The following is a 23,270-nucleotide window of genomic DNA, read 5'->3' as shown; positions in this document are numbered from 1 at the left end:
ACAGGTCTAGACCAAAGCCGCCGACTTTGGAACCATTGATGATACGTTCAGCCGTCCAGCCCTGCGACGACGGCGGAGAGGACGGCGAGCAGTTCGCCGCTGCCGGCAACCAGCGCGCCGTGCTGGATCACTTCGCCGGCATAGCGCGGTGCGCGGCCCTTCTGGTCGAGCAACGCGCCGCCGGCCTCGCTCAGGATGAGATCCGCCGCGGCGATGTCCCAGTCATGTGCGCTGGGTTTGACGAAGGTCGCGTCGAGCCGGCCATTGGCGACCATCGCCAGCCGGTAGGCGAGCGAGGGAATATAGGGCACGCGGCTCAGCCGGCCCTGCCATTGCGCCGGCATCAGGGCGATCAATGGCTTCGGCCCGCCAATTTCGACCATCGCTGCCGGGCGGCGCACGGCAATGCGCCGGCCATTCAGGAATGCCCCCTCACCGGGCAGCGCCCAATAGGTCTCCTCCGTGGCGGGACATTCGAGCACGCCGGCAAGCGTGCGGCCGTCCTCGACCACCGCGACGCTGACGCACCAGGAGCGCAGGCCTTCGAGGAAGCCGCGCGTGCCGTCGATCGGATCGACGACGAAGGTGCGGCGGGCGGCAAGCCTTGCCGGATCGTCGGCCGTCTCCTCCGACAGCCAGCCATAGTCCGGCCGCGCTGCAAGCAAGGTTTGACGCAGAAAGGCGTCGGCGGCGTGATCGGCCTCGCTCACCGGTGAGGTGCCGCCCTTCATCCACACTTGCGGATTGTTGCCGAAATAGCGCATGGCGATGGCGCCCGCCTCGCGGGCAGCGTCGCGCAGCAGCGGCAGATCCTCACGAGCCCCGGCGGCGGAGGCGACCTGGTCAAGCTCCGGCAAGGGTCATGCCTTCGATCAGCAGCGTTGGTGCGGCGGTGCCGAAATTGCGATCGAGATCGCTCGCCGGAACCATGTTGAGGAACATCGTCTTCAGGTTCGAGGCGATGGTCACTTCCGCAACCGGATAGGCGAGCTCGCCATTCTCGATCCAGAAGCCGGAAGCGCCGCGACTGTACTCGCCAGTCACCATGTCGACGCCCTGGCCGAACACTTCGGTGACGTAAAAACCTGATTTGAGCGACTTGATGAGGTCCTCGGGCGTCCGCTCGCCCGGCTCGATGGCAAGATTGGTCGATGACGGCGAGACCGAGGAGCCGTTGCGCGAGCCGCGCCCGTTGGTGGTCAGCCCCAATTCCCGCGCGACTGAGGTCGACAGGAACCAGTGGTTCAAAACGCCCTTCTCAACCATAAGCAGCTTTTCACCCTCGATGCCTTCGCCGTCGAACGGACGCGACGCCTGGCCACGGAGCCGGAGCGGCTCGTCGGTGACGGTGATCGCGGCCGCCGCCACCTGCTTGCCCATCATATCGCGCAGAAAGCTGGTCTTGCGCGCGACGGAGGCGCCATTGATGGCGCCGGCGAGATGCCCGGCAATGCCGCGGGCGACGCGCGGGTCGAACACCACATCGACCGGCCCGGTCGCCGCCTTGCGCGCGCCGATGCGCCGCGCCGCGCGTTCGCCGGCCTTGCGGCCGATGTCCTCGGGCGCGTCGAGATCGGAGAAATGCTGGCGCGAGGAGTATTCATAGTCGCGCTCCATGCCGGTGCCCTCGCCGGCGATGACGCTGGTCGAGCGCGAAAAGCGCGAGGCGACATAGTGGCCGACGAAGCCATGCGAGGTGGCGAGCACCAGCCCGCCAAGCCCGGCGCTGGCGCCGCTGCCGGCCGAATTGGTAACGCCCTTGACGGCAAGGGCCGCCGCTTCCGCGGCCAGCGCCGCTTCCTTCAACTGGTCGGCCGAGACTTCCGTCGGATCGAACAGATCGAGGTCGCGCGGCTTCTTGACCAGCAAGGCCGGATCGGCGAGGCCCTGATAGGGATCTTCCGGCGAGACTTTCGCCATTGCCACGGCGCGCTCGGCTAGCGCTTTCGGATCGGAGGCAGCGGTTGCCGAGACGCTCGCCACCCGCTTGCCGACGAAGACGCGCAGCGAGACATCCTCGCTCTCGGACGCCTCGGTGCCCTCGACCTTGCCAAGCCGCACCGACACGCCGGTCGAACGGCCGCGCACCGCAACCGCGTCGGCGGCGTCGGCGCCGGCCCGTTTGGCAGCCTCGACCAGGGCCGCGACCCGGTCGGTCAATTTCGCTGAGTCCAGCGTATCGGTCATGCGCATAGTCCTGTTTTTCCGCCTGACATAAGGGGCGGCCGCTCCGCACCATCTATTGTTCTGATGTGGCTTGTGCAATGGCAGAAGTGGCAAGCGGGGTAGATCGGCCAGCAGACACCCGGTTTTGGGCGGCATGATCGAAGCGGGTCCTCAAAGGTTGCTTCGCGGCGGTTTGGGAGGGGCGATAGCCCATTGACGCCGTGCTCCGACCACAAGTGGACGTTCGATTGCGGTAACGCCTGTGTTCCTTTCCACGCATGATCGGCACCTGGCCGAAACCGCTAAATTTAGCGATTTCTTGTATGTCCTTGGAACTTTGTAGCTTTCGTTCCATTTTCAATGGCATGCGAGACCCTGTGATCCAAAGCATCAGGACTGCGGTGAACGTGTCGCCGCCGCGGTACTCGCTGGTCCTTCCCATATACAATGAAGAACAGGTGCTGCCGCGACTGATCGAGCGGATCAGTTCGCTGATCGGCCGGCTGGACGGCGAGACTGAGGCGATCTTCGTCGATGACGGCAGCCTCGATGGGAGCGTCGAATACCTTCGCAACGTCGTCGCCGTCGAGCCGCGCTTCCGGCTGATCGAGCTTTCCCGCAATTTCGGCCATCAGGTCGCCATCACCGCCGGCATGGATGCGGCTGCGGGTGATGCCGTCATCGTCATGGATGCCGACCTGCAAGACCCGCCGGAGGTGGTCCTCGATCTGGTGGCGAAGTGGAAGGAAGGCTTCGAGATCGTCTATGCCCGCCGTGTCAAGCGTGAGGGCGAATCCTGGTTCAAGCGCCTGACGGCGAGTCTCTTCTACCGCCTGCTGGAGAAGATGACGTCGGTCGACATCCCCCGCGACGTCGGCGATTTTCGCCTGGTCGGGCGCAAGGCTCTGGAAACCTTCAAGCAAATGCCCGAACACGACCGTTTCGTCAGGGGTATGTTCGCCTGGATGGGGTTCAAGCAGACGGCGGTGCCTTTCGAACGCCCGGCGCGGACCCTTGGCCAGACCAAATACCCATTCTGGAAGATGATGCACCTTGCCGTTCACGGCATCGTCAGCTTCTCCGAGAAGCCGCTGCGCATGGCGCTGTGGGGTGGATTGGCGATCTCCGCGCTTGCGGTGTTGTTCGGCATTTACGCCATCTTCGCCTGGATATTTGAAACCGGCATCATTGCCGGCTGGACATCCACCGTGGTGATCGTGTCGCTGCTTTGCGGCATCAATCTTTTCATGACCGGCGTGGTCGGGCTCTATGTCGGCGGCATCCACGCCGAGGTGAAACGCCGTCCGCTTTACGTGATCGAGCGGGTGGCCGGCTTCGACAAGGCGATGCGTGCCGCCAGTGAGGGCCGTCGACCGTTTCGAAAACCCAGGAACGGAGCCTCGGCTGATGGCCGAACTCTTCGACAGCTATAAATCGAACTATGGCGAGGCGGTCGCAGGATCCATCCGGTTTTCCGGACTCAGGCACGACTTTTTTCTGATCGCCAAGGCCGACCTGCTGCGGCGTCTCGCCATCGAGCGTGGGCTTCGACAGGGCGGGGTGCGGGCGCTGGATATCGGCTGCGGCGTCGGGTCGCTCCACCCTTATCTCGAAGGCGCGTTCGAGAGCCTGGATGGCTGCGACGTCTCGGAACAATCGATCCTGCGCGCCGGCCAGGACAATCCGTGTGTGACCTACAGGGCCTGCACGACGCCGCGCCTGCCTTATGGCGACGGCGCGTTCGATCTGGCTTTCGCCAGTTGCGTCGTCCATCACGTTCCGCCCGCCTCCTGGCTCGATTTCTTCCGGGAAATGCGGCGTGTCGTGCGGCCGGGCGGCGTCGCCTGCATCATCGAGCACAACCCTTATAATCCGCTGACGCGTCTCGCGGTGTTGCGGTGTCCGTTCGACCAGGACGCGGTCCTGCTCAACGCCGCCAAAGCAAGATCGCTTTTTCAGGAGACGGGTTTTCAGGATATCCGATCCGAGCACTTCCTGCTGCTGCCGTCGGCCAGGTCCTTCGCCAGACGACTCGAGCGCCTGCTCGCGCCTCTGCCGCTCGGGGCCCAGTATGCGTGCAGCGCGCATGTCTGAGGACCGTTCGACTGCCGGTGCCGGGCTGAAGCTGCTGGCGCGCTTCGGGTTGGTCGGCATCGCCGCGACAATCCTGTATGCTGCCCTGGCTATCGGTTTGGTCGAATCGAAATGGATCGGCCTTTCGCCGGTCCAGGCGTCGCTCGCGGCTTACGCCGCGGCTGCCGTGTTTTCATATTTCGCCCATAAATCGGTAACCTTCATGTCGAATGGACCGCATCGATCGGAAGCCGCGCGTTTTCTCCTGCTGACGGCGACAGGCTTTGCCGTGGCTTACGCGGCGCCGGCGATTTTGACGGCGAAACTCGGCCTGCCGCCGATCATTGCCATTGTGGTTACATGCCTGCTTGTTCCGGCGGTCAATCTTCTCATGCTCGACCGATGGGTTTTTGCGCAGCGAGGACCCGGCGAGCACGGCGACCGCTCCACCTGATCCATGACCTTCTGAGTTGGCCTCAGCCGAGGGCCTGGCTGGCCAGGGCAAAAATGCGTGGGTTCGTGGAACCCGGGATATTGCTTGCGCCCCGAAGCATGGCAACCGGCCCGCCCACATGGGCGAGCCCCAGTCCTTCGAGCCAGGGTGAAAGGCCGGCGTCTTCAGGGATGTCGATGCGCACGAAGCGGCCCTGCATTCCGGAGAGAATGAACGCGATCAGGGCTCTCGCCTGATCGCGATCCTCCGCCACGACCGGTCCGACGACCTCGCCCCTGCCAAATGCCCTCACAGCCGCGAGGGCCGCGATGCCGTCCTCGTTGGTGATGGCCGCAAACCGTCCCTCGCCTGCCAAGGCGTTCATGAGCGCGGCGCGATCCGCACCGAAGGCGGCGCGATCGAGCACGGTGAGTGTCGGAAGGTGCTCGGACCCGATCCATTCCACGGCCGGAGGCGCACTGACCTGCCCGACGGTGCCCTGGTGCTGCCGAACATCGTGCGTCGCGACAAAACCCAGCTTTTCATAGAGAGGCAGTCCGTCGGCCGTGGCGGTAAGGCGGCACTCGCGGTCGCCGGCCTGCTCGAGCGCGGTGGTGGTCAGCCGCCGTCCCAGCCCGCGACCACGCATTGCCTCAGCGACGATGATGGTGTTGAGCGTTGCGCAGGTTTTTCCGAAGGGCGTCATGAAGGCGGTTCCCACCACCCTGCCGCCATCCAACGCGACCTGACCTTCGCTCAGGGACCAGATCATGGCCCAGTCTTCCTTCCGGTGCGGCCAGCCGGCCGCTCGCGACAGGTCCGTCGCTTCCTCAAGATGGTGCGCTTCAAAAGGTTCGAATGTGACGGACTGGGTGTTCATGAGCACCAGGACTGTTGGAGTGGGAAGACTGACAGGACGATAGAACCGCCTCTTCCGCGCCACCCGCCGAATGCCGGCGAGATTCGGTGCAAAATGCCAAAATGCCGCTGCAGTCAGTGCATTCTACGGCGCCGGTCGCCGATACTGCGAGCTATCATTGATTGCCGAGGCCGCCATGTCCCCTTTAATCCACCAAATCAGCAGCGATGAAACGCTGCCCAGGTCAGCGGACGTCGTGGTGATCGGCGGCGGGATTGTCGGCGCCAGCGCGGCCTATTCCCTGGCGCGGCGCGGCCTGTCGGTGGCGCTGATCGAAAAGGGCTATGTCGGCTGCGAACAGTCGAGCCGGAACTGGGGCTGGTGCCGCCGGCAGAACCGCGATGCACGTGAATTGCCGCTTGCCAATCTGGCGCTGCAGCTGTGGCAAGAGCTGACCGAAGAGATCGGGCACGACCTTGGCTTCCGCCGTTGCGGGCTCATCTATGCGACGGACGATCCAAAGCAGCTCGCCGAATGGGACAAGTGGCGCGCGGTTGCACGGCGGTTCGACGTCAAGACGCGGATGCTTACGGCCGAGGAGGCCACTGCCGCCGTTCCCGCGGCTGGCGGCCGCAAATGGCTGGGTGGCGTCCACGCGGCAGACGATGGCAAGGCCGAGCCCTGGCTGGCCGCCCCGCGGATCGCCGAGGGCGCCCGCAAGCATGGCGCGACCATTCATCAGAACTGCGCGGCACGCGGCCTGGATATCACCAATGAGCAAGTGAGCGGCGTCGTCACCGAGAAAGGCCTGATCCGCACCAGCGCGGTGCTGTGCGCCGCCGGCGCCTGGGCTTCTGCTTTCCTGCGCATGCATGCGGTTTCGCTGCCGCAGGCCAGCGTCCGTCAGACCACCTTGCGGACCGGTCCGGCACCGGATCTTGGCGGGGCAATCTTTACCTCTGACGGTGCCCTGACGCGCCGGATCGACGGCAGCTACACGATAGCCGCCAGCGGCAGGGCGACGCTCGAGATCACGCCGCAGGGGATCCGCTTTGCCCGCCCGTTTCTGCCGATGTTCATCAAACGGCTGAAGGCCGTCGAGATCGGCATAGGCCGCTCGTTCTTCGCAGGCCCGGAAACACTCGGTCGCTGGCGTCTCGACAGGCCGACCCCGTTTGAGCGCATCCGCGTCCTCGATCCCGCTCCGGACAAGCGGATGGCGGCAAGCATCATGACGCAGATAAAGGCCCTCTTCCCCGCCATCGCCGATGCCGGCATCGTGTCCTCCTGGGGCGGGTATATCGACTTCACACCGGACGCAGTGCCTGTGATTTCGGCGGTGGACAGCATCGGCGGAGCGTTCGTCGCCGCAGGCTGTTCCGGACACGGCTTCGGCGCCGGCCCCGGCATTGGCCATCTGGCGGCGGATCTGGTCGCCGGTGACGCGGCAAGCGTCGATCCGACGCCATTCCGCCTGTCACGCTTCGCGGACAGATCCAAAATGGAAGTCGGCGCCTTCTGATGCGATCGACCGCTGGCGACAGCAAAGCGCGCTGAGCGATCGTTACCTACGGGCTCAGGCGCGATCTGGACCGTTTGATGACCGCTCTCGCCGATGCGGTCGCCGCCGCCGCACCTCTTCCGGCATCCAATACATACAGGCGCGCTTCAGGCACACAGCTTCACCGCGTCCACGGCGCATGTCCGCCATAGTCCGGCGTGGCAGTTCGTTCCTTTCGGACAGAGGAAGCTGTGGTCAGTTCTCAGCGATGACGAAGATCTTCTTGAGTGGACCCTTCGGGGCGAGCTGATTGACTGTTCCGTGCGCAACGAAGATCGCGTCTCGAGCTTTGTTCCGTCGCCGTCGGTCATTTCGGCCCGGCCTACCAGCGCCATGGCACGCGCGTTCCCGTGCCCCGGCTCCTGGCCTGTCGCCAGAGCATATCCGCGACCGTCAGATCCTGCAGCGCGAGCCCGGTCATATCGAAGACCGTGATGTCGGCGGCATCGCGCGTGAACGGAATTTTTCCGGTCAGAAGATCGCCGATTTCGATTGCCCGGCAGCCGGTGTCCCACTGGCCTTCGCCGACAGCGGCCGATTGCTCGCAATCGTCGGCAAAGAGCCGTACCCGGCGAAGCAGGCCGTCGGGTAGTTCCCGCTTGCCTTGCGTATCGGCACCCACGGCGTTGATGTGCGTGCCGGGCCGCACCGCTTCTGGCGGAAACAGCGGCCCGCTGCCAGGGGTCGCGGTGATGATGATATCGCTCGAGCCGACAGCTTTGGCGGCTTGGTTCGAATGGGCCGGCGCGAAATCCTCGAACGCCGCCTCGAACGCCGCGTCGGGCCGGCCGTCCGCCGTCAGGTAATGGATGGTGTCCAGACCGGGCATGGCATGCAGTGCCAGGCGCAGCTGGATCCGGCCCTGGGTGCCGGTGCCGAAAATGCAGATCGACCGGCTTTCGGGGCGGGCCAGCAGGGTCAGGCCAATGGCGCCAGCCGCCCCTGTACGCAAGGTGGTGATGGCGTTCCCGTCGATGATGCACAAGGGACGCCCGGTGTGCGGGTCGAAAAGCACGATGGTCGCCTGATGCGGCTCCTTGCCGGCCTCGCGGTTGGCTGGCCAGAAGCCTGCCGCCTTGAAGCCCAGAAGATCGGCTTTCGGCACGTCGCCCGACTTGATGCCGAAAATGCCGCCGGTATGCAGCTTCTCGCGCACAAGCGGAAAGACCCTGCCTTCGCGCGCACTGTGAAGCTCGAAGGACCGCCGCACGGCATCGAGGACGGCATCCGGCTCCAACAGCGGCGCGACCTGATCGCCCGCAAGCAGCACCAGCTGCGACTCGTCTGCGGTGACGGACATGACATCTCCCCGGCTTTCCCTCATTCTAGCCAGCGGTTCTCAGGGGAAGACAGCGGTGTTGGCCAACGAGCCGCATTTCCTGCGGTTTGTCGCCCGCCATTCGGGCGAATGTTGCGCCGAGCTTCCCATCGAATGCGATCGCCGGTTCGCGCAAACACGTATTCTCGCAGACAAGCCAACCCAGCATCGGCCATCAGCTAGCCCACCATCGGCCCAGCCCACCATCGGCAAAGTGAAGAAGGCGACCCGCAATGCCCCTCAATATCCCGACATTCGACGATGTTCTGACCGCCGCGGCGCGCCTCGCCGGATTGGCCCACGGGACGCCGGTGCTGACCTCGCGCACCTTCAACGAGCTGACCGGCGCCGAGGTGTTCTTCAAGTGCGAAAACTTCCAGCGTGGCGGCGCGTTCAAGTTCCGCGGCGCCATGAACGCGCTTCTGGCCTTGGATATTTCGGCGCGGGCGCGCGGGGTGGTGGCCTATTCTTCGGGCAATCATGCGCAGGCGCTGGCCTATGCGGCCGCGATCAAGGGCGTGAAGGCAGTCATCATCATGCCCAGGGATGCGCCCGAGCTGAAGGTGCGTGCCACCCACGGCTATGGCGCCGAAGTGATATTCTACGACCGCTACAGCGAGAACCGCGAAGAGATTGGCGGCAGGATCGCCGCCGAGCGGGGAGCCGCCCTCATTCCACCCTATGACCACCCCGATGTGATTGCCGGGCAAGGGACGGCGACACTTGAACTTATCCAGGAGGCCGGCTCTCTCGATGCCCTTTATGTCTGCCTTGGCGGTGGCGGCCTGCTCGCCGGCGCCGCACTGGCGGCGGCGGAATGCGCGCCCGCCTGCCGGGTCGTCGGGGTTGAACCGGAGGCCGGCAATGATGGTCAGCAATCGCTCGCCCGGGGTGAGGTCGTCACCATCGAAGTGCCGAAATCCATCGCCGATGGCGCAGTCGTCACTCATCTGGGCGCGCATAATTTTCCAGTCATCCGCGACAAGGTTGCCGCTATCACCACGGTCAGCGACGACGAGCTCATCGAAATGATGCATTTTTTCGCCGAGCGCATGAAAATCGTGGTCGAACCCACCGGCTGCCTTGCAGCGGCGGCGGTTCGCAGGGAATCGCATAGCCTGCGCGGCCAGCGCATCGGAGTCATCGTCAGTGGCGGCAATGTGGATCTCACCCGCTTTGCCAGCTTGATCATGGCGGCCGCAGACAAAACGCCGCGCGAGCAGGCCATGGCGCGCCCCGGGCCGGAGACCTTTCGCTAAGGCGCGCTCGGGCGCAGCTGGTACCGTGCGGCCCTGTACCGGTCGCCAGCGCACGGCAATGCTCGCGCGTCATGAGACGCATGGACTGCAGGCCGTTGAGCGTGATCAAATGGCATCCAGCCGCAACGACACCAGCTTGATGGAGCGCTTGTAGATGTTGCTGGCGGCCGGAGTCGGCGGAATGCCGTCGAGATAGTCGAAGGCGATTTCGAGTGTATCGGCCTTGCCGAGAGCCGCCGGTGGAACGACGAACGAGACCGTTCGTGGTTCTTTGCCAGACAGCGTCTCCGCATGCACCCGAACACCGTTCACCGAGATCACCACCCTTTGCGTGATCTGCGGTGGACGAATGACGGCGGCCATTTGCAGCGTGGCCATCAGGCTGTCGCGGAGCGGCGGTATCTTCACGCGAAGCCGCGAGGTCTCGCCTAGCGAATGGGTGCCGTCGCCTGCCGACCCCGACCAGCCGCAGACCTTTATGCTGGCTGCCCGTTTGGCGCCGTCGCTCCGGAACGACACCGTCTGGCCAAGTGTGTAGCTGCCGGTCGCATCGCGATTGAGGCAGGTCGTTGTCTGATCGATGTAAAAGGCGCGGTAATCGGCGTTGACGTTCGGATTGAGAGCAAGCGCCAGGATGACGACCTCGGACCCGGCCAGAACTGCCGCAAGCGCGTAGCCGCCAAGCGAGGCGGCGCGCCGATACGGGGCCGGAATGTCAGACCAGGGCAAGATAGCCTCCGATCCACGCCACAGTCATCAAATAACAGGCGCCAAGGAAGAGAACCAAAGCCGCGAGCCAAAGGAGCCTCGACGCCGACAACAGGACGACGAACAACATTGTCAGAGGCGCAAGCCCAATCACATATCTGACCATCGAGGCCAGGTTGGTGATCAGCGGCAGGATGATGCAGAGCGCGCAGAACAGTGCCGCGCCATATTGCCTGCGAGCCGCCAGACCGGCCGACAGCGCCAGCCCGGCGATCGCGGAGAGCGCGCTCCATTGCGGCGCCGTGGGCAGCCATCCGGTGGTCGGAACAGCTGAGAGCCCGTCCCATAGAAAGACCAGCGGATTGCCCGCCACCCGTCCGAACGCGCGCTGGATGTGCAGGAATGCAAAGCCGTCTCCGACGGTGAGGTACAGAAACAGGATGTAAGCGAACAAACCGGCAGGCGAGATGAGGACAGCGACCAGCAGATCCGGTCGGCCAAGCAGCCAGCGTGGGAAAGACAGCGCCGATCCGCCCTGCCGGCGGTGCTCGCTGAACATTTGAATGACGGTCGCAAAGACGACGAAGACTCCGACCAGCCTGGTCGCCGACAGCAGCGCGGATGAAACGCCCGCGGCGAGATAGCTGGAGCGTGTGAGCGCCAGAAAAACGCACGAGGTCAGCAGCACGAAAAGCGGTTCGCTCAGGAAGGTCGTGAAGTGAAACGAGAACGGGCCGCTGAGCAGAAACGCGCAATACAGCACATAGGCCCGCATGTTGTTCTCGAGCAGCGGCCACGCCACCAGACAGGCGGCGTAGCTGCACGCAATCGAGGTGACCGTCGCGATCAGTATCGTAGGGTATGGGAAAACAAACCGGATCGCCGCCACCAGCATCGGATAGAGCGGGAAGAAGCTCCAGCGACCGACATTGCTGTGGTTTGGAATGGGAAAACGCTCATAGCCCTGTTCGCTGATGCCAATGTACCAGGCGCAATCCCACCGGCACAGCGCGCGGGCATAGGCCGCGAAACCTGTTTCCTCCGATACCGAAGCAAAAGCCGCATAACGGATGGCCAGTCCACCGATCACGAACAGCAACGGCACCGCCGCGATGGTCATGACCATGGCGCGAGCACCAGCGCTCGGACGCGCGACATCTTCGAGCGCCAACTCTGCCTCCACCCATTCGAGTGGCTAGCGCCACTCTCCCCTCTAAATTAGCGCCGCCGGGGCAAATTCAAGACATCCCTGTCGTAGGCGGCATCATCATCGTCCCCGGATCACGAGTCTCTCAGCCAGACCAGCATCTCGCCGGGATCGCGGTTGTCCCAGGCAAAATACGGCACGGCGGTGATTTTTGCTTCTTCAACCGGCGGCGGTTCGGGGCGGTAGAGGCCGTTGTCCCAGTCTTCAAACTTCTCTTTCCTGGCAACAGCCGAAAGCGTCACGACGCCGCCCAAAAGGTTCGGCTGCTGATGCGCCTCGATCTCGGCTGTCGGCGGCAAGGCGATGCGGTGCAGCTGGCCGGCATTGTCGGTCTCCTCGACGCAATAGATCAGCGGGCCGCGGGCAAGCGCGACGCGGCCGATATCCTGCCGCACCTGCGGGTTGGCATAGAGCCGGTCGATGGCCATTTCGAGATCGAGTTCGACCTGGTCGCCCTTGCGCCATTCGCGCCGGATCGCGGCATAGCCGTCGCTGGTGACCGCCGGCAGATCGACCGCCTCCCCGTTCACCTTGAGCGCCGCCTTGCGGCACCAGGCCGGCAGGCGCAGGTGCAAGGTAAATGTCGTCGGCGCCTCGGGCTCGATCGTGATCGAGACCGCGCCGTCCCATGGATAGTTGCTGGTCTGGCGCAGATCCGTTTGCGTTCCTGCGATATCGAAACGAGCCGTGCTGTTTCCATAGAGATGGACGGCAAGGGCATCGCCGGACAGGCCGTAGAAATAACTGCCGATCGAGGCGACCATGCGGCCGATATTGGGTGGGCAGCACGGGCAGCGGTGCCATTTCCAGCGGTTGTGCTTGCCCCGGCTTTCCAGCGGATTTTCATAGAAGAACAGCGAGCCGTCGAGCGACAGGCCCGAAATCGAGCCGTTGTAGAGCGCCCGCTCCATCATGTCGGCGTAACGCGCATTGGGGCCCATGCCGAGCATGCGGCTCGCCCAGAACACTAGTCCGACCGAAGCGCAGGTCTCGGCATAAGCGGTTTCGTTGGGCAGGTCGTAGTCTGATGTAAAGCCCTCATTGTGCGACGACGGCCCGAGGCCGCCGGTGATGTAGAGGTTCTTGGTGGTGAGGTCGTCCCACAGCCGGTCGAGCGCCGCCCGCAGCGTGTCGTCGCCATATTCGGTGGCGATATCGGCCATCCCGGAATAGAGATACATCGCCCTCACCGCATGGCCGACGACCTTGTCCTGCTCGCGCACCGGCTTGTGCGACTGGCTGTATTCGTAGGTCTTGAAATGATAGGCTTTTGGGTCGGCGCCGCGGGCACGCGCCTCCTCGTCGAAATAATGCGGCTCAAGGCCGCGCTGGTCGATGAAGTATTTGGCCAGGTCCATGTACTTCTGCTCGCCGGTGACCCGCGCGAGCTTGACCAGCGCCAGTTCGATCTCCTCATGGCCGCAATAGCCTTTCCTCTTGCCGGGCTCGGCGCCGAAGGTCTCGGCGATATGGTCGGCATAGCGGCACATGATGTCGAGCAGCTTGCGTTTTCCCGTCGCCTGGAAGTAGGCGACCGCGCCCTCGATCAGATGGCCGGCGCAGTAGAGCTCGTGGCAATCGCGCAGATTGGTCCAGCGCAGGCCGGGCTGGATACGCTGGTACCAGCTCGACAGATAACCGTCGGGTTGCTGCAGCTTGGCGTACATGTCGATGACGGCGTCGATCTTCTTCTCCAGCGCGTCGTTGCGGCGGCGGTACAGCGAGTAGGCGGCGGTCTCGATGGTCTTGCCCCAGTCAGAGTCCCAGAACATCTGGGTCGTCACCGTCGATCCTGTGAATTCGTTGCCGGCGGTGGCTGCTTCGTCCGGCGAAGGTGAGTGGAACGGAATGACGACGCCCGGCGATGGCCGATCCGGATCGATCTGCTCGAGCATGCGCGCCTCGACGCAGCGGTCATAGAGGATGCCGGCGGTCGTGGTGGCGACGGCATCGGCACGGTCGCCCCAGAAGCCGCGCACATCGACCTGCGGCACCGGCAGCGGGCGGAAGGCACGTTTCGGCTTGTCCAGCTCGGCAGCCGGCTTGGCGGATTGCGATGCGGTCATCAATTTACTCCGGTTCGGTTCGAATGGTCACTTCACGGCCCCTGCCATGAGGCCGCGGATGTAGAAGCGCTGCAGCAACAGGAACAGCACCAGGCATGGCACCATCATCACGGTGACCCCGGCCTGCACCGCGCCCCAGTCGATGGCGCCGAAGCGGCCCGACTGCAGCGCCGTCATCATGATCGGCAGCGTGAATTTGGACTGGTCGGTCATCAGCACCAGCGCTGCCAGAAACTCGTTCCAGGCGCCGAGGAACGCGAACAGCGCTATGGTGACGATGCCCGGCCAGACCAGCGGCAGCATTACCCGCAGCAGCATGGTGACATTGTTGGCGCCGTCCATGCGGGCCGCCTCCTCGATCTCGCGCGGCACCGCGTCGAAAGCGTTGCGCATCATGAAGATCGAGAACGGCAGCTGCAGCGTGACATAGACGCAGACCAGCCCGGTCAGCGTGTTGTGCAGGCCGATCTTGGTCAGCACCAGGAAGATCGGCGTCAGGATCGACTGGAACGGGATCATGATCGTCGACAGGATAAGGACGAAGAGCAGGTTCTTCAGCGGAAAGCGGAAGCGCGAGAAACCGTAGCCGGCCAGCACGCTGACGATCACCGACAGCACCACGGTCATGACCGAGACATAGATGCTGTTTTGCGCCGGCAGCCAGAGGCCATCGCCAAAGGTGTTGAGCGTGGCATAATTCTCGACCGAAAAACCCGTCGTCGGCCAGGGCGGCAGCGGCGGCTGGCGCGATTCCTGTGCCGGCTTGAAGGCCGAAAGCACGGTCCAGACGATCGGCGCCAGAAACAGCAGCGAGGCGATGATGCCCGTCGCGTGCTCGGCGATCTGCGTGCCGATGCGGCGTTTGCGGCTTCGTGCCTGCGCCATCAGTCAACGCCCTCCGGTTGGCGCAGCAACCGCAGCTGGATCAGACTGAGCGCGACCAGGATGACCAGCAGGACCATCGACAGGGCGGCGCCGTAGCCGAGCTTGAACGACACGAACGACTGGTTGAAAATCCAGTAGACGGCGGTCAGCGTCTGGTTGCGCGGTCCGCCGCGCAGGATGATGTAGAACTGGTCGAAGGCGAGCACCGAGCCGGCAACCGACAGGATCAGCGCCAGCGCCAGAGTGCGGCGCATCAGCGGCAGGGTGATGGCGCGAAACCGCGCCAGCGGCCCTGCCCCGTCGATCATCGCCGCCTCCTGCAGATCCGGCGGGATCGATTGCAGGCCGGTCATCAGGATGATCATGGTAAAACCGGCCACCTTCCAGACGACCATGGCGATGATCGACCAGAACGCCGGTTGGAACGTCGCCAGCAGATTGACCTTCCTTTCGGTCAGGCCGAGTTCGAAGGCGGCCGGGCTGAACAGGCCGGAATCGACATTGAGCAGCCACGACCACAGCAGGCTGGCCGAGGCGAAACCGATGACGGCCGGCATGAAGAACGACGTCCGGTAGAAGCCGGTCAGCGGCCGCGGCCTTTCGATGAACAGTGCCAGCGGAAAGGCGACGACGAAGATCGCGATGGTGACGATCACCGTATAATAGCCGGTGAATTTGAGCGCGTTCCAGAACCTGGTATCGCGCAGGATCGCCCAGTAATTGTCGAGGCCAATGAACGAGTGCGCGCCCATCAGCGGCCAGTTGTGCAGCGACATCCACGCCGTCATGCCAAGCGGAATGATGAAGAAGACGACGACCAGCGCGACGGCCGGCGCGACATAGAGCAGGCCGACCCACTGCCGGCGGCCGGCGCCGACCAGTTTTCTGGGGCGGGCTGGGGTGGAGATGGCTGCGATGGAGGTCATGCCTGCTCTCTCGTTAGCGCTACGTCCCCCTCCCCCTTGAGGGGAGGGTCCGGCCGAAGGCCGGGGGTGGGGTCGCCTGTGCAGCGCGCCGACGCAAAGAGAACGTCGAGCATTTCCGCAACGACCCCACCCGGACCTGCGGTCCGACCTCCCCTCAAGGGGGACGTAAGCCGGCGCTTACTGCTGCGGCGCCGAATCGATGATCGACTGCATGGTTTCCTGCGCGTTGGCGATGGCGCCATTGACGTCCTCGCCGAAGAAGACCTCGTTGACCATCTGGTTCCACGGACCGTTGGCGGAGTTGATCAGGTCGTTGAACACCACCGAATAGGGCGTGCGACCCTTGGCCATCGCTTCGGCGGCGATCTTGTAGCGCGGGTCCAGATCTTTCAGCGCCTCGTTGGCGATGTCGCCGCGCACCGGCAGGCTGCCGTATTTCGCCAGGATAGTCTGGCCCTCGAGCGAATAGGCGAAATCGAGGAATTCCTTCACGACCGCAACCTTGGTCGTGCCCTTGGTGACGACGAAATTGTCGCCGCCGGCAAAGGACGACCAGCCGCCATCCTTGCCTGGCAGGAAGGTGACGCCGTAGTCGATGTCCGGGTATTGCGTGTTCAGCGCGCCGATGGCGAAGGCGCCGGACGGCGAGATGCCGATATTGCCGGCGGCAAACGCCGCAAAGAAGTTGGAGCCGGTATCGGTCTGCGCGCCTGCCGGCACCAGGTCCTTCTTGACCATCGACCGATAAAGATCGATGGCGCCGCGCAGCTGCGGGCTGTCGAGCGTCGCCTTCGAGCCGTCCTCGGTGAGGATGTCGCCGCCCGAGGCCCAGATCAGCGGCGTGAAGGTGAAGATGTTGCAGCCGCCGCAATTGCCGGAGAAATAGAAGCCTTTGATATCGCCGCCAAGCGCGTTGACCTTTTCGGCATAGGCCTCGATCTCGGCCCAGTTGGTCGGCCCCTTTTCAGGGTCGAGGCCGGCCTGCTTGAACAGTTTTTTGTTCCAGATCAGCACCGAGCTATCGGCGGAGAACGGCAGCCCGTAGATGCGGTCCTTGTAGGTGCCGGTTTTGACGTGCGCCGGCGACAGGCTGTTGAAATAGGGCAGCGATTTCGCCCAGTCGGTGATGTCTTCCAGCTGGCCGGCGGCGGCGAAGGACGGCGTGTAGATCAGATCGAGCGACAGCGCATCGGGCGCCGTGCCGCCGGCGGCGGCAGCGCCGTATTTCGGGATGATCTCGGCATTGGGGATGATGTCCAGCTTGATCTGGTTCTCATGTCCCTTGTTGAAGGCATCGACGATGCGCGGCATGAAGTTCGAGCCGTCGGCGCGGACCCAGATGTTGGCGGTCTCGGCGGCCGCGGCCGACCCGACCGCTGCGAGCGTGGAAAAAAGGCTCGCGGCAATAGCGAGCCCGGCAATGATAGTTCTCATGGTTCTCCTCCTGATGGTTCTGCTTAGGCCGCGCTCCCCGCGCGGCGTCTTAATCTCAGCCGTCCGGTGGACGGCCGCATGACTGACGCACCACCAGCCGGCACGGCAGTTTTCGGATGCCCGGCTCGGCGGGTTCGCCGCCGACGAGCGAAAGCAAGGTGAGGCCGGCCTCGCGCCCCAGTGCCGCCAGGTTCATGTCGACGGAGGTCAGCGGCGGGCGGGTTGCCTCGGCGACGATCTGCCAATTGTCGAAACCGATGACGCCGACATCGTCCGGCACGCCAAGCCCGCGCTCGCGCAGCGCGTCGATGACGCCGCGCGCGATCTGGTCGTTGCCGCAAAACACGGCGTCGGGCTTTTCGCCCCCGCGCTTCGACAGCCTGCCGTCGAAAAGCGTCTTCACCGCCTCGTGACCCCACGCTTCCGACCACGATCCGAGCAATGGTTCCATGACCGGCAAGCCTTTCTCGGTCAGCACGTCACGATAGGCCTGTGCCCGCGCGTGCACCACCGCAAAACTCGCCGGCCCGCTGACATGGGCGATGCGCCGCCGGCCAAGCCGCCAAAAATGCTCGACCGCCAGGCGCGCACCGCCGGCATCATCAGAGACAAACGCGATGGCGCCGGGATCGGGCTGGGTGAAGGCGTAGATCACGGGAACGCCGAGATTGGACAGGTCGACCGGCAGATGGCGATCGATCCGCTTGCCGGTGGCGATGATGCCGTCGACGCGCTTGTCGAGCATGGCATCGACATGCAGCTGGCCGAGACGCTGGTCATCCTCGACATTGCACAAAAACACCGAGACGCCCTTGTCGACCAGCGCATCCGAAATGCCCGACATGACCGGCAACGAAAAACGGCCATAGGTATCGTTGGTCAACAGGCCGACGGTAAAGGAGCGCCGGCGCAACAGGCTCTGCGCCAGGCTGTTCGGGCGAAAGCCGAGCCGCTGCGCCGTCTCGCGAATGCGCTCGCGGGTCTCGGCCGTCATCCGCCCCTGCCCGTTGAGAGCCTTCGACGCGGTGGCCACGCTGACGCCGGCGGTGGCGGCCACCTCACGGAGGGTGACCGGGTTTTTGGCGGGCGCTGGCGAGGCGTCGGAAACCATGGTGCGCGGCGAGTTCCTTGGTTGGGAAAAGGTTTTCTCTAATCACCCTGCGAGACGCCGACTGGTGAGGTCAGCAGATGCAAGCTGATTTGGGAAAAGGTTTTCTCAGAGGAGATTAGGGGAAGGTGGTGGGGATGGCAAGAGGGGATGACAAGCAGGCGACGCGGTTGTTCGTCAATGACTGCCTTGCGCCATAACCTGTCATTCGCGGCGCTTCTCCAAACCTCCCCTTCGCGCAATGGCTCGAGCCGACCCCTTGCCGTCATTCGCGACAGTGCAATGAATGACTTGATTGAGCCCCGTCTCGGTCTTTCCGGGATGGGTCGCACTTTGCGGTCTTCAGGACAGATTTATTCCAGATGCTCCACGAAGGCCGCCAACTGGTCGATCGTTGTGCCCCAACCCTCCTGAAAGCCCATTTCTTCGTGCTTGCGGCTGTCAGCGGCGTTCTTGTGCATCACGCGGGCTGAATAGTGGGTGCCGTTACCTTCGGCTGCAAATGTGATGATCGCTGTCAGTGCCAGCCAGGGTTCTGTCGGCCGCCAGCCCTCGCCGAGAGTCGTCGTCCACACCAGACGCTGCTCAGGAACAATGTCGAGGAAACAGGCTTCGACATGGGGCTTGAAGTCTCCGTCGCCCTCGCGCATCCGCGTCTCGAAGCCGCCTCCAGGGCGCAGATCCAACTTGACGACCTTGCACTCGATTGGATGGGGTATCCACCACCTCGCCAGATGTTCGGGCTTGCTCCACGCCTTCCAGACCTTGCTCGGCGCGGCATTGATGAGGCGCGAGATGGATAGCTCATTGTTAACGGCAGTCATTCGTCATCGTCCTCTGTCATTTGGTTTTCCACATAGGTGGCAAGCCGATCGGCGCCTGCCTGCCAGAGTGCACGTTGCTCAGAAAGCCATGCCTCTGCTTCCGACAAGTGCTTGGGCCGTATCCGGCAAGTTCGAACACGGCCGCTCTTTTCGGTCGCTATCAACCCGCTTTCCTCAAGCACGCGTAGATGCTTCAGGAATGCAGGGAGACCCATGTCGAAGGGTTCAGCGAGTTCCTTGACCGGGGCCGGCCCCTTCATCAAACGACTGATCACCGCCCTTCTGGTCGAGTCCGCGAGCGCGTGAAATGCAGTGTCCAAAGAGAAGCTACAGTTTTCCATGTGGTGAACTATAGCATTCAGTTCACCACTTGGCAAACAAAAAGGCTGTCTGTGACAACGGGCCCGGGGCGCGGTCCGACTCGCTCTGACGTTTCATCGTCAATATCCATTTTGTACGCATCCCGGCCATTCCGTGAGTTCGCGTGGAGCGTCGACTCACCACCCAGGCCGGACCTTGCCGAGCCTCATCAGGCAATCTGAAGTCGGAACGCACCAACTGCCCACGTGCGCCATAACCTGTCATTCGCGGCGCTTCTCCAAACCTGCACTCGGGCCGACCCGTTGACGACCTTGGGCGTTGCAGACTTGAACCTCCAAATCGAGGTCGGGAACCTGACCTTCAGCGCAAGAGCATTCGGGAGTGCGCTCGCGTAAGGTAATTCACCACATTTGGCGGCACCCGCGGATGCTTTTTCGTGTTAGGATGGGCTTGCAACGCGCGTAATCTCGACCTCGGCAATATGGCAGAGGTCGAAAGCTATTGCCTTGGCACAGGAAGCTTTCGCCCCAGCACTTGATCGCCTCCGAAACGCTGGGTGTGCTGCTTTCCCTGACTGACCCCGGGGCGAGGAGGTTGTCCATGTCCACGAGTAGTGTTGACCGCCCGCTGCAGCCGGGCGACCGGGCACCGAATGTTGTGCTCAATGCGATCTCACGCGAAGGCAAGATCGCGCTCGATGATTTTCGAGGCCGTAGCCCGTTGTTGATCGGTTTGTTCCGAGGCCTGCACTGTCCGTTCTGCCGGCGCCATGTCGCGGCGATGGCGCAACTCAAGCCGGCCCTGCGTGAGAAAGGCGTCGAATGCCTGGCGGTGGTCAACACGCCGGTCGAGCGGGCGCGGCTCTATTTCCGTTACCACCCGGCACCCGATCTTCTCGCCGCATCCGACCCGGAGCGAGCCTCGCACCGTGCTTTCGGCTTGCGCGAGGTCGGGATGGACACGGTCATGGCGATACCGTTCCATATCCCGGGCGAGTTGCCCGAGCCTATGAACGTCATGGCAATGAATGAATTTCTTAACAAGAAGGAAGGATATGAGATTACGGAAGTCGATCAGCAGGCGATGGCTTCCAGCCAGGCGCAGCTTGTCGGTCAGTTCCTAATCGACCGGGCGGGCATCGTACGCTGGAACTTCACTGAAGTTCTGGAGGATGGCCTCAACACCTTCAGAGCGCTGAATCCCGAGGAATTGATGTCGGCAGCTTCGCAAGTTGCACATTAATAGGCTGCGGAAATGGGCTGCTGAAAACTCGCTCGACGGCCACCGTCCTGTGGTGATTCTTTGGATTTAACAAAACAATCATCGAAATGCTCAGCGCGGGAGGCTAAGGTCTGCCCGTGGGGTTCGTAGCGATTTCGATTCAACGGTCTGCGGACCGCCCCGACGCTAGAGTGAGCAAGCCGCATAGGCGGGGCGACGTCCGCTCCTTGCCGCAATCACGTCGTTCCGACAGGCGCGCATACGGCAAGTTTCCACCCAACCTAGTCCTCCAACGGCTTCTTCCGCGTGCAGAGCGGTTAAAAGCACGGGTCGCCTCGATTGCGCCATTTCCAGACATTCCCGACGCTTTTCGGGAGCGGACCTTCGCTTATCGTCCGAAACCGACCCCAAGGGGTCATCTGCGGTGCAGGCGATGAACGTCTCAATCGAGCCCATTCCAGACCTTCCGGTGCATGCACAGCAAAGGGCCTTGCGGCGATACAATGCCTCCGACTTCTGCTATGGTGCATTCCTCGGGCATAGGTGGTCTTAAAACGCCGTCGTGGATCGCAAGCTTGCTGCCATTCTTGCTGCCGATGTGGTGGGCTACTCCGCGCTGATGGAGCGTGACGGCCAAGCAGGCGGCCGACGCGCGCATGTGGGCCGGGGTCCATTTTCGCTCCGATGTGGTTGCGGGCCAAAAGATCGGTGAGGGTGTGGCCGAGCAGGTCATAGCGTTCGCGGTTCCACCTAGCGGTGGGCGCGACGCTCGCCTTCGATTGGGGGCTCCTTGGGCTAAGCACTACGGAGCCCTAGGTTCCGTAGTGCTTAGCCCAGAGCTATCGGAAAAAGGTGGCCGAAGCGCACGGGGGAGAGTCGGATTGTCAACCGAGCATGTAGAGCGGCGACTTACGGCCATTCTAGCGGCCGACATCTCCGGCTACAGCCGGCTGATGGGCAACGACGAGGAAGGTACGCTCGCCCAGCTGAAGGCGCATCGGCGTGCTCTGGTCGACCGAAAGATCAACGAACACCGCGGGCGGATTGTCAAGACCACCGGCGATGGGATGCTGATCGAGTTCGCGAGTGTGGTCGAGGCCGTGCGCTGCGCCGTCGAGATCCAGCGCGGCATGGCGGAACGCAATGTCGCGGTGCCGGCAGGACAACGTATCGAGTTCCGCGTCGGCATCAATGTCGGCGACATCATCATCGAGGATGACGACATTTTCGGGGATGGCGTCAACGTGGCGGCTCGCTTGGAGGGGCTCGCGGAGCCTGGCGGCATCTGCGTCTCGGGCCGCGTGCAGGAAGACGTGCAAGGCAAGCTCGACATTGCCTTTGAGGATATCGGCGAACAGAAGCTCAAGAACATCGCTCGGCCGGTGCGCGCCTTTCGCGTGCGGCTCGACGCCACGGCCGCTCCGGCGCCCGCCGGCTGGCGCCGGGGATTGTTCGCCGCTCTGGCTCTGATGATTTTGCTTATTGTAGGCGCGCTGTGGGCCGGTCTTGGCTCTGAGTGGAAATTTCTCAGCATTCTGCGCTCTGGCGATCAATTCACAAAAAGTGCTGAAGTCAGCACGAAACCCGCGATCGCCATTCTCCCGTTCCTGAACCAGAGCGACGATTCGGCTCGTCAGTATTTCGCGGATGGATTGACGCAGGATATCATCAACGCACTGGGTCGGTTCTCCGCGCTGACCGTGATGTCGTGGAACGCTGTCTTCCCCTACAAGGGAAAGCCCGCAAGCCCGGAGGAGATCGGCCGCGGTCTCGCCGTCAGCTATCTGGTCGAAGGCAGCGTCCGCCAGACCGGCGACCGCGTGCGGGTCATCGCGCAACTCGTCGACACAAGGCAGGGACGGGTGATTTGGTCTGCACGCTTCGAGGAGGCGCTGGCGGACGTGTTCGCGCTGCAGGACAACATTGTCACTCGCATCGTCAGAGTCCTGGCGATTCGCGTGACCCAAATCGAACAAAATCGGGTGTTCGCGAAGCCAACCGAAAATCTCGCAGCCTATGATTACGTGCTGCGCGCCAGGCCGGCATTGCAGAGCCCGACGCATGCAAACAATGTCGAGGCGCGCGCCCTGCTCAGACGCGCCATCGAGCTTGACCCGAACTACGCTGCTGCATATGCGGCACTTGCCGAAACCTATCACATTGCCAGCTCGATGGGCTGGGCGGAATCGCCAACCGCCTTCCTGAGCCGTGCCGAGGAACTGGCAATCAAGGCGCTGAGCCTTGATGATTCCGACGTGCGCGCGCGCATCACTCTCGGCCACATCCACCTCTTTCGTCAGAGATACAACCAGGCAGAGGTTGAGATCGAGCGCGCCATTGCGATCAATCCGAACGATGCTCACGGCCTCGCCGGGCGCGGCACCATCCTGTTGTGGCTGGGACAGACGGATGCGGCGATCGAGGCCTTGGAGCAGGCGCAGCGTATCGACCCCGATCTCAATGCGATCGATCGCTTTGCGCTGAGCCTGGCCTACTATCTGAAACGGCGTTACGACGCGGCGATCGAACAGGCGGAACTTAGTCTTCGAACAACCGCAGGCGCGAACTTCAGCCGTATCCTGCTGGCGGCCGCCTATGCACAAGTCGATCGAGCGGAGGACGCCGCGCGTGTCGTGACGATGATACGCCGCATCGACCCAACCTTCGACCCGCAGGAGTTCGGAACCAAGTTTCTAAGCTCTGGCGATCTCGAACATCTGCGCGACGGATTCCGCAAGGCCCGCCTCTACCCCGTCGGCCGTGAAGAATACGGAAGCCGCTGATATCGCATAGGAATAGTCTACTTTTCAGGCTTCCGAATTGCAGGTAACGGCCAGTTTGTGGATAGTTTCCTTGCAATTCCAGTTTGCGATTTCGCCGCCTGGCGAAGCGTGATTCACT

General features: G+C 63.3%; 20 protein-coding genes. 7 read left to right on the top strand and 13 right to left on the bottom strand.

Annotated elements, in window-relative coordinates; all coding sequences use genetic code 11:
- Window positions 1-47 precede the first annotated feature (47 nt).
- A complete protein-coding gene (locus AC0L18_RS27305) occupies window positions 48-857 on the bottom strand; it encodes a 3'(2'),5'-bisphosphate nucleotidase CysQ (RefSeq protein ID WP_473494980.1) in 810 nt (269 codons plus the stop codon).
- A complete protein-coding gene (locus AC0L18_RS27300; RefSeq protein WP_027153862.1) occupies window positions 844-2,187 on the bottom strand; it encodes a TldD/PmbA family protein in 1,344 nt (447 codons plus the stop codon). Before AC0L18_RS27300 ends, AC0L18_RS27305 begins: the two co-directional genes overlap by 14 nt.
- Window positions 2,188-2,543: 356 nt before the next feature.
- Here AC0L18_RS27300 and AC0L18_RS27295 point away from each other — a divergent pair, with 356 nt between their 5' ends.
- The 3 genes from AC0L18_RS27295 to AC0L18_RS27285 are packed head-to-tail and all read left to right on the top strand — an operon-like array spanning window position 2,544 to window position 4,693.
- The gene (locus AC0L18_RS27295) at window positions 2,544-3,599 is read left to right on the top strand and encodes a glycosyltransferase family 2 protein (RefSeq protein ID WP_473494979.1); all 1,056 of its coding nucleotides are present in this window, start codon (window positions 2,544-2,546) and stop codon (window positions 3,597-3,599) included.
- Window positions 3,574-4,260: a class I SAM-dependent methyltransferase gene (locus AC0L18_RS27290; RefSeq protein WP_473494978.1), complete on the top strand. Its 687-nt coding sequence runs from the start codon at window positions 3,574-3,576 to the stop codon at window positions 4,258-4,260. The genes AC0L18_RS27295 and AC0L18_RS27290 overlap by 26 nt, the downstream gene beginning before the upstream one ends.
- Window positions 4,253-4,693, top strand: coding sequence for a GtrA family protein (locus AC0L18_RS27285; RefSeq protein WP_473494977.1), 441 nt, complete (start codon window positions 4,253-4,255; stop codon window positions 4,691-4,693). The genes AC0L18_RS27290 and AC0L18_RS27285 overlap by 8 nt, the downstream gene beginning before the upstream one ends.
- A gap of 22 nt (window positions 4,694-4,715) precedes the next feature.
- Here the strand turns inward: AC0L18_RS27285 and AC0L18_RS27280 are convergent, their stop codons facing one another.
- The gene (locus AC0L18_RS27280) at window positions 4,716-5,552 is read right to left on the bottom strand and encodes a GNAT family N-acetyltransferase (RefSeq protein ID WP_473494976.1); all 837 of its coding nucleotides are present in this window, start codon (window positions 5,550-5,552) and stop codon (window positions 4,716-4,718) included.
- Window positions 5,553-5,727: 175 nt separating this feature from the next.
- On the opposite strand from AC0L18_RS27280, the gene AC0L18_RS27275 reads away from it, so the two are divergent.
- A complete protein-coding gene (locus AC0L18_RS27275) occupies window positions 5,728-7,053 on the top strand; it encodes an NAD(P)/FAD-dependent oxidoreductase (protein ID WP_473494975.1) in 1,326 nt (441 codons plus the stop codon).
- A 361-nt stretch (window positions 7,054-7,414) separates the two neighbouring features.
- Here AC0L18_RS27275 and AC0L18_RS27270 read toward each other — a convergent pair whose 3' ends face one another.
- Window positions 7,415-8,392 (bottom strand): ornithine cyclodeaminase family protein, encoded by a 978-nt coding sequence (locus tag AC0L18_RS27270; RefSeq protein ID WP_128176838.1) that lies wholly within the window; start codon window positions 8,390-8,392, stop codon window positions 7,415-7,417.
- 251 nt (window positions 8,393-8,643) lie between these two features.
- Here AC0L18_RS27270 and AC0L18_RS27265 point away from each other — a divergent pair, with 251 nt between their 5' ends.
- The gene (locus tag AC0L18_RS27265) at window positions 8,644-9,669 is read left to right on the top strand and encodes a threo-3-hydroxy-L-aspartate ammonia-lyase (protein WP_473494974.1); all 1,026 of its coding nucleotides are present in this window, start codon (window positions 8,644-8,646) and stop codon (window positions 9,667-9,669) included.
- Window positions 9,670-9,774: 105 nt separating this feature from the next.
- Here AC0L18_RS27265 and AC0L18_RS27260 read toward each other — a convergent pair whose 3' ends face one another.
- From AC0L18_RS27260 to AC0L18_RS27220, 9 genes are all read right to left on the bottom strand, one after another.
- On the bottom strand, window positions 9,775-10,398 hold the full coding sequence (locus AC0L18_RS27260) for a hypothetical protein (protein ID WP_473494973.1): 624 nt from the start codon (window positions 10,396-10,398) through the stop codon (window positions 9,775-9,777).
- Window positions 10,385-11,548, bottom strand: a complete 1,164-nt coding sequence (locus AC0L18_RS27255; protein ID WP_473494972.1) for a hypothetical protein — start codon at window positions 11,546-11,548, stop codon at window positions 10,385-10,387. Before AC0L18_RS27255 ends, AC0L18_RS27260 begins: the two co-directional genes overlap by 14 nt.
- Window positions 11,549-11,658: 110 nt before the next feature.
- Window positions 11,659-13,650: a glycoside hydrolase family 127 protein gene (locus tag AC0L18_RS27250; protein ID WP_473494971.1), complete on the bottom strand. Its 1,992-nt coding sequence runs from the start codon at window positions 13,648-13,650 to the stop codon at window positions 11,659-11,661.
- Window positions 13,651-13,677: 27 nt separating this feature from the next.
- Window positions 13,678-14,535 (bottom strand): carbohydrate ABC transporter permease, encoded by an 858-nt coding sequence (locus AC0L18_RS27245; protein ID WP_473494970.1) that lies wholly within the window; start codon window positions 14,533-14,535, stop codon window positions 13,678-13,680.
- Complete coding sequence (locus tag AC0L18_RS27240; protein WP_287186211.1) at window positions 14,535-15,461, bottom strand: carbohydrate ABC transporter permease; 927 nt, start codon at window positions 15,459-15,461, stop codon at window positions 14,535-14,537. The genes AC0L18_RS27245 and AC0L18_RS27240 overlap by 1 nt, the downstream gene beginning before the upstream one ends.
- A gap of 177 nt (window positions 15,462-15,638) precedes the next feature.
- The gene (locus tag AC0L18_RS27235; RefSeq protein WP_473494969.1) at window positions 15,639-16,895 is read right to left on the bottom strand and encodes an ABC transporter substrate-binding protein; all 1,257 of its coding nucleotides are present in this window, start codon (window positions 16,893-16,895) and stop codon (window positions 15,639-15,641) included.
- A 55-nt stretch (window positions 16,896-16,950) separates the two neighbouring features.
- Entirely contained in the window at window positions 16,951-18,006 is a 1,056-nt protein-coding gene (locus AC0L18_RS27230; RefSeq protein ID WP_473494968.1) for a LacI family DNA-binding transcriptional regulator, read from the bottom strand.
- Between the two features lie 350 nt (window positions 18,007-18,356).
- On the bottom strand, window positions 18,357-18,827 hold the full coding sequence (locus tag AC0L18_RS27225; protein WP_473494967.1) for an SRPBCC family protein: 471 nt from the start codon (window positions 18,825-18,827) through the stop codon (window positions 18,357-18,359).
- On the bottom strand, window positions 18,824-19,147 hold the full coding sequence (locus AC0L18_RS27220; protein WP_473494966.1) for an ArsR/SmtB family transcription factor: 324 nt from the start codon (window positions 19,145-19,147) through the stop codon (window positions 18,824-18,826). The genes AC0L18_RS27225 and AC0L18_RS27220 overlap by 4 nt, the downstream gene beginning before the upstream one ends.
- A gap of 601 nt (window positions 19,148-19,748) precedes the next feature.
- Here AC0L18_RS27220 and AC0L18_RS27215 point away from each other — a divergent pair.
- Together AC0L18_RS27215 and AC0L18_RS27210 are read left to right on the top strand one after the other, a co-directional pair.
- Window positions 19,749-20,390, top strand: a complete 642-nt coding sequence (locus tag AC0L18_RS27215) for a peroxiredoxin-like family protein (RefSeq protein ID WP_473495002.1) — start codon at window positions 19,749-19,751, stop codon at window positions 20,388-20,390.
- Window positions 20,391-20,995: 605 nt separating this feature from the next.
- A complete protein-coding gene (locus AC0L18_RS27210; protein ID WP_473494965.1) occupies window positions 20,996-23,152 on the top strand; it encodes an adenylate/guanylate cyclase domain-containing protein in 2,157 nt (718 codons plus the stop codon).
- Window positions 23,153-23,270 lie beyond the last annotated feature (118 nt).

The sequence above is a fragment of the Mesorhizobium sp. WSM4819 genome (assembly GCF_055811215.1).
Note: the sequence above shows the minus strand (reverse complement) of the source record. Positions and strands in the feature narration are given on the sequence as shown.

What these genes read in the sequence shown, in the direction of transcription:
- AC0L18_RS27300 (WP_027153862.1), bottom strand. Translation starts at nt 2,187, where the DNA reads ATGACCGATACGCTGGACTCAGCGAAATTGACCGACCGGGTCGCGGCC.
- AC0L18_RS27290 (WP_473494978.1), top strand. Translation starts at nt 3,574, where the DNA reads ATGGCCGAACTCTTCGACAGCTATAAATCGAACTATGGCGAGGCGGTC.
- AC0L18_RS27285 (WP_473494977.1), top strand. Translation starts at nt 4,253, where the DNA reads ATGTCTGAGGACCGTTCGACTGCCGGTGCCGGGCTGAAGCTGCTGGCG.
- AC0L18_RS27280 (WP_473494976.1), bottom strand. Translation starts at nt 5,552, where the DNA reads ATGAACACCCAGTCCGTCACATTCGAACCTTTTGAAGCGCACCATCTT.
- AC0L18_RS27275 (WP_473494975.1), top strand. Translation starts at nt 5,728, where the DNA reads ATGTCCCCTTTAATCCACCAAATCAGCAGCGATGAAACGCTGCCCAGG.
- AC0L18_RS27270 (WP_128176838.1), bottom strand. Translation starts at nt 8,392, where the DNA reads ATGTCCGTCACCGCAGACGAGTCGCAGCTGGTGCTGCTTGCGGGCGAT.
- AC0L18_RS27265 (WP_473494974.1), top strand. Translation starts at nt 8,644, where the DNA reads ATGCCCCTCAATATCCCGACATTCGACGATGTTCTGACCGCCGCGGCG.
- AC0L18_RS27250 (WP_473494971.1), bottom strand. Translation starts at nt 13,650, where the DNA reads ATGACCGCATCGCAATCCGCCAAGCCGGCTGCCGAGCTGGACAAGCCG.
- AC0L18_RS27245 (WP_473494970.1), bottom strand. Translation starts at nt 14,535, where the DNA reads ATGGCGCAGGCACGAAGCCGCAAACGCCGCATCGGCACGCAGATCGCC.
- AC0L18_RS27240 (WP_287186211.1), bottom strand. Translation starts at nt 15,461, where the DNA reads ATGACCTCCATCGCAGCCATCTCCACCCCAGCCCGCCCCAGAAAACTG.
- AC0L18_RS27235 (WP_473494969.1), bottom strand. Translation starts at nt 16,895, where the DNA reads ATGAGAACTATCATTGCCGGGCTCGCTATTGCCGCGAGCCTTTTTTCC.
- AC0L18_RS27230 (WP_473494968.1), bottom strand. Translation starts at nt 18,006, where the DNA reads ATGGTTTCCGACGCCTCGCCAGCGCCCGCCAAAAACCCGGTCACCCTC.
- AC0L18_RS27225 (WP_473494967.1), bottom strand. Translation starts at nt 18,827, where the DNA reads ATGACTGCCGTTAACAATGAGCTATCCATCTCGCGCCTCATCAATGCC.
- AC0L18_RS27215 (WP_473495002.1), top strand. Translation starts at nt 19,749, where the DNA reads ATGTCCACGAGTAGTGTTGACCGCCCGCTGCAGCCGGGCGACCGGGCA.